The 4,531-nt window shown below is 62.8% G+C and carries 4 protein-coding genes; all 4 read left to right on the top strand.

All coding sequences use genetic code 11. From position 1 onward, the window contains the following. The first annotated feature begins 458 nt into the window (after nucleotides 1-458). The 4 genes from ACRCSW_RS09895 to ACRCSW_RS09880 all read left to right on the top strand — a co-directional run bounded on the left by ACRCSW_RS09895 (nucleotide 459) and on the right by ACRCSW_RS09880 (nucleotide 4,403). Nucleotides 459-1,424 carry a hypothetical protein gene (locus ACRCSW_RS09895; RefSeq protein ID WP_438704675.1) on the top strand — a complete coding sequence of 322 codons (966 nt, stop codon included), beginning with the start codon at nucleotides 459-461 and terminating at the stop codon, nucleotides 1,422-1,424. Between the two features lie 58 nt (nucleotides 1,425-1,482). Next, a complete protein-coding gene (locus tag ACRCSW_RS09890) occupies nucleotides 1,483-2,016 on the top strand; it encodes a ricin-type beta-trefoil lectin domain protein (RefSeq protein WP_438704673.1) in 534 nt (177 codons plus the stop codon). Between the two features lie 39 nt (nucleotides 2,017-2,055). Next, a complete protein-coding gene (locus tag ACRCSW_RS09885) occupies nucleotides 2,056-3,039 on the top strand; it encodes a YHYH protein (RefSeq protein WP_438704672.1) in 984 nt (327 codons plus the stop codon). A 74-nt stretch (nucleotides 3,040-3,113) separates the two neighbouring features. Then, a complete protein-coding gene (locus ACRCSW_RS09880) occupies nucleotides 3,114-4,403 on the top strand; it encodes a sulfatase-like hydrolase/transferase (protein ID WP_438704670.1) in 1,290 nt (429 codons plus the stop codon). Nucleotides 4,404-4,531 lie beyond the last annotated feature (128 nt).

The raw sequence follows: 4,531 nt of genomic DNA, 5'->3' as shown, positions 1-4,531 counted from the left end.
GAATACATCCTTGGCCAAATCGAGGCCGACTGTTTTAACTGTCATCGGGTGGCTCCTTTCCTCGCAGTCCATGACAACTGCACTATGGCGCATCTAACGCCGGGGGAGCAGGAGCCATCCACCTCATCCGGCAGGGCCGGTGCTTCGACCGATCCGGGTTCGGAAGCGTGATTGCAGTCAGCAAGCAGATGTCGATCAGTGTCTTGGATCGGTCTGTTGCGAACGTGAGGTTCGTCATTACGCCTCTTCATCACAGATCGGCCGCCGCGGGATGATGAATTAGCGCCACGGAACGTGCCTGGAGCATGTTGTGACGGGGCGGGCGGGGGGTCGTTTGCGCGCACCGCCAGGCGAGTGCGCGGCATTCCGCACGGCGACTTCCGCTCTCCATGCTGGCTCCACAGTCTTTCGCGAAAAGCCGGAGCGACATGCGTTGCCATCGTGGAAGGATCATCTCCGTGACAACCGCCAGCCATTTCACCCCCATTTCGTTGTCCGCCGCGGTTTGCGCCACCTTTGCTTCAGGCGCGGTTGCGCAGGAGGCGAGCTTCACGCTGGGTCCCGCGGCCACGACCAACCCCGGTCTGATCGATTGCGGCTCAGGCTCGCGGGTCAGCGCCGTGGGTGAGATTGCCTCGGAGGACGGGCAGGTCTGGACTGTCCCGGCGGCCACGAACTCTGAAACCGGCCCCAAGGCCCCCGACCTATACAACGACTGCAGCGGGACTACCCGTTCCGCGCTGGCTGACCTCGACCTTGCCAGCATCCCCGTCGCCGATGCGGGCGGCACCGAAGAGTTCACCGCCTATGTCTTCGCCGACAACTACTTCGAGCTTTATGTCAACGGCACCCTCGTCGCCGTGGACCCGGTGCCCTTCACCCCCTTCAACTCAAACGTCATCCGCTTTTCCGCCACACGGCCAGTGACCCTTGCCATCATGGGCGTCGATTGGGAGGAGAACCTGGGTCTCGGTTCGGAGGAGGGGCGCGGCGCGGCCTATACTCTGGGTGATGCGGGGATCGTCTTGCATGTACAAGATGCCTCTGGCCAGACGGTTGCCCTCAGCGACGAAAGCTGGAAGGCGCAGACCTTCTACACCAGCCCGCTTGCCGACCCGGCCTGCCTGAAGGTCCACGGCGCAACCCGCGACAGTTCGGCCTGCAGCACCGAGGCGGCAACCGATGGTTCGGGCTTTTCCGCCGCGCATTGGGCGCTGCCCGAAGACTGGATGCAGCCGGGTTATGATGACAGCGGCTGGCCGGACGCGCTGAGCTACAGCAACGACACGGTCGGGGTGGACGGCAAACCGGCATTCACGAACTTCCCGGACGTCTTCGACGTCGAGGGGGCAGATGCAGCCTTCATCTGGTCATCGAACCTGATCTTGGACAACCTCGTCCTCCTCCGCAAAACGATCGACTGAACCAACCGGGACTGCCCGGTGTCACCCTCTGACGCCGTTCCATGACAAAGGAAATGACATGCGCTCTGCTTCGACAATTCTCCTGACCGCCCTCGCCCTGACCTTGGGTTCGACCGCCCATGCCGAGACGGTCGAGATCACTCTTACCGATGACCTCGACGGCATTCTGAACGGATATTGCATTGATATCGCAGGAGGAAACGAGAACGTCGATATCACGAGAGGCCTGCAAGGCCACACCTGCTATAGCTATCAGGGCGACCTCGGCACCGATCAGAAGTTCGAGACCGAGAAGTTTGCCGAGAACCGGCTTTACATGACCGACTTCGACGTCTGCGCCACGCTGTCCTCGCTGGATGCGGGCGCGACGGTTGGGCTGGCGGCGTGCGACGGCAGCGATGTGCAGAACTTCGCCTTCACTGGCGAAGGCACGATCACCCCCGTCGCCGCGCCAGAGATGTGCCTGACGCTTGCTGAAGAGACCCGGTTGGGCAGGGGTTCGCAGCATCAAATCAAAGACATGACGCTTGCCGCCTGTGACGACGCGCAAAGCGCCTATCAGACCTGGCGCGTGCGGAGCACGGACGACTGATCGAACGCGGCTACTGGCCAATCAGGAAGGAGCACCATCATGACCCGTCACTTGATCCGTCTCATCCCGTTTCTTGCGGCCGTCCCCGGTGTCGCGGTGGCGCAAGACGAGGCGGAGCGTCTTGTGCAGATCAAGGCGATGTTCGACCCCGCCGCCATCGTCAGCGGGCCGGACCTCGTTGACTGCACCCTGTCGGGCGGGACGGAGACGACATGTTTCAGCATAACCGTGAAATCGTCGCTGGCTGAGAACGAGATGGGCCCCTGGTGCCCGCGAAACATCACTGACGGGCCAGAGGTTTCGGGCATCTGGCCGCACGAAGGCAAAGTCCAGGACGCTGACGGGGCTTTCGTGAAAAACCTTTCCACCTTCTACGACGATCCCAACTGGCAGCTTTTCGATCCCGCGACGGGCGAGGTGAATGTCACCGAAGGCAAGGAAGCCTGCGAATTGGCGGCGCGGCCCAATGTCGATCCCGCCTATCAGAACCACTGTGTCGAATGCCAGACAAGCTATATGGAGCAGGAGGCGGTGCTAACCTACGTGATCCCCATGCAGCCTGTAGACTTGGACAGGCCGGAAAGACCAGGCCCGTTTGTCGGGATCGGCCTGGCCTTCAACGGCATCAAATATGATGCGCCCGCGCCGGTCGACAGAATCCTCGGGGCCTACACGCTGGCCCCCTTTGACGATTGCGGTGGTCATGTGAACCCGCATGCCGGCTACCACTATCACGCGGTCACCGGCTGCAGCCCGGAGATTGCGGTTATCGAGGATCATGCCCCGACGATCGGCATCGCGATGGACGGCTATCCGCTGTTCGCCCAGCTCGACCCGGATGGCACGGAGCCTTCCGATCTCGACGAATGCCGGGGCCATGTGACCGAGGGGATCGGTTATCACTACCACGTCGCAGACGCGGGCGCGAACCAGACGATCGGCTGCTTCAAGGCCGAATACGGTTGCTCTCTGGACGACCCGTCCCAGACCTGCGACGCGACCAAGCGGCCACCCCCACCCTGACCGACTTTTCCAATGATATCCCGACGAACCCGGTGCAGCGGACCTTCCGTCGCGCCTTTGGAGAGGAGTTCGACATGCATCTTCGCCTCATGCTTTGTGCCGCCATGGTGTTTGCGACGCCCGCAGCGGCCCAGGAAACGCCGAACATCCTTTTGATCATCGCCGACGACTTCGGGCTCGATGCCTCAAGTTGCTACGATGTCAGGGGCAACCAGGCCACGATGCCGAACATCGACGCGCTTTGCGCTGCGGGGATGGTGTTCGAGAACGCCTATGCCGCGCCCACCTGTTCACCCACCCGGGCGACGATCATGACCGGCCGCTACGGGTTCCGCACCGGGGTCGGCACCGCCATCCCGCGCGATGGTGGGGTGGGCCTGTCGGCGGATGAGGTCAGTCTATTCGATGTGCTCAACGAGACCGGCTATGCCAGCGCGGTGATCGGGAAATGGCATCTCGCCGGGTCGGACGCCGGGATGGATCACCCCGCCGATCTTGGGGTGACGGACTACTTCGGCCTCTATTCCGGGGCCATCCCGGACTATTATTCCTGGAGCGGGATCGAGAACGGCAAGACGGTCAAAGTCGAAGGCTACGCGACCACGGTGCTGACCGACCGGGCCGTCGACTGGGTTGCCGCGCAGCAAAGCCCCTGGTTTCTGTGGTTGGCCTACAACGCCCCCCACGCCCCCTTCCACGTGCCGCCCGCCGACCTGCACAGCGCGGACGATTTGGCCGACGACAAGGCCTCGATCGACGCAAACCCGCTCCCTTACTACAACGCCGCCCTTGAGGCGCTGGATGACGAAATCGGGCGCCTGCTTGCTTCCATGCCAGAAGACGTGCGCGACAACACGGTGATCATATTCATCGGCGACAACGGCACACCCGGTCAGGTGACGGGAGACTTTTATGGCGACCGCGGCGCCAAGGGCGGCATCTTCGAAGGCGGCACCCATGTGCCCTTCATCGTTCAGGGACCGGGGGTTGCAGCAGGCCGCAGCGAGGCGCTGGTCAACACCGCCGACCTTCACGCCACGATTGCGGCGCTGGCTGGAGCGGCGACCGATACCGGCGACTCCTACGACATCGGGCCGGCCCTCACCGGGGGCGAAGGCGCAAGGGCGTTTGCCTATGTCGAGCACTTCCTTGGCGGCGGGCAGGCCGAAGGGCGCGGCGAGTTCGGCTGGGCCATTCGCGACAAGCAGTACAAGCTTGTTGCCGTCGATGGGCAGGATCAGATGCTGTTCGATCTGGCGGCCGATCCGCTGGAGCAGACCGATCTCTTGGCGGGCGAGCCGTCGGCAGAGGTGCAGGCCAAGGTCACCGAACTACAGGCGGCCTACGACGCTGTCCACAAATAGCTGCCAAGGATCGAGAAAAACCGTGCGGTCAAGATTGGCCGCACGGTTTGGCATTCATCTGGATCGCCCTTACTGCGTCGCAAAGCAATAGAACAACCCATCCCCACCCGTGCCTTGCAACCCGGCCA

Source organism: Tabrizicola sp., assembly GCF_051645465.1.
Taxonomy (GTDB): Bacteria; Pseudomonadota; Alphaproteobacteria; order Rhodobacterales; family Rhodobacteraceae; genus Tabrizicola.
The sequence above is the reverse complement of the archived record's forward strand: the minus strand, read 5'-3'. Positions and strand labels throughout refer to the sequence as shown.

What these genes read in the sequence shown, in the direction of transcription:
- ACRCSW_RS09890 (WP_438704673.1), top strand. Translation starts at nt 1,483, where the DNA reads ATGCGCTCTGCTTCGACAATTCTCCTGACCGCCCTCGCCCTGACCTTG.
- ACRCSW_RS09885 (WP_438704672.1), top strand. Translation starts at nt 2,056, where the DNA reads ATGACCCGTCACTTGATCCGTCTCATCCCGTTTCTTGCGGCCGTCCCC.
- ACRCSW_RS09880 (WP_438704670.1), top strand. Translation starts at nt 3,114, where the DNA reads ATGCATCTTCGCCTCATGCTTTGTGCCGCCATGGTGTTTGCGACGCCC.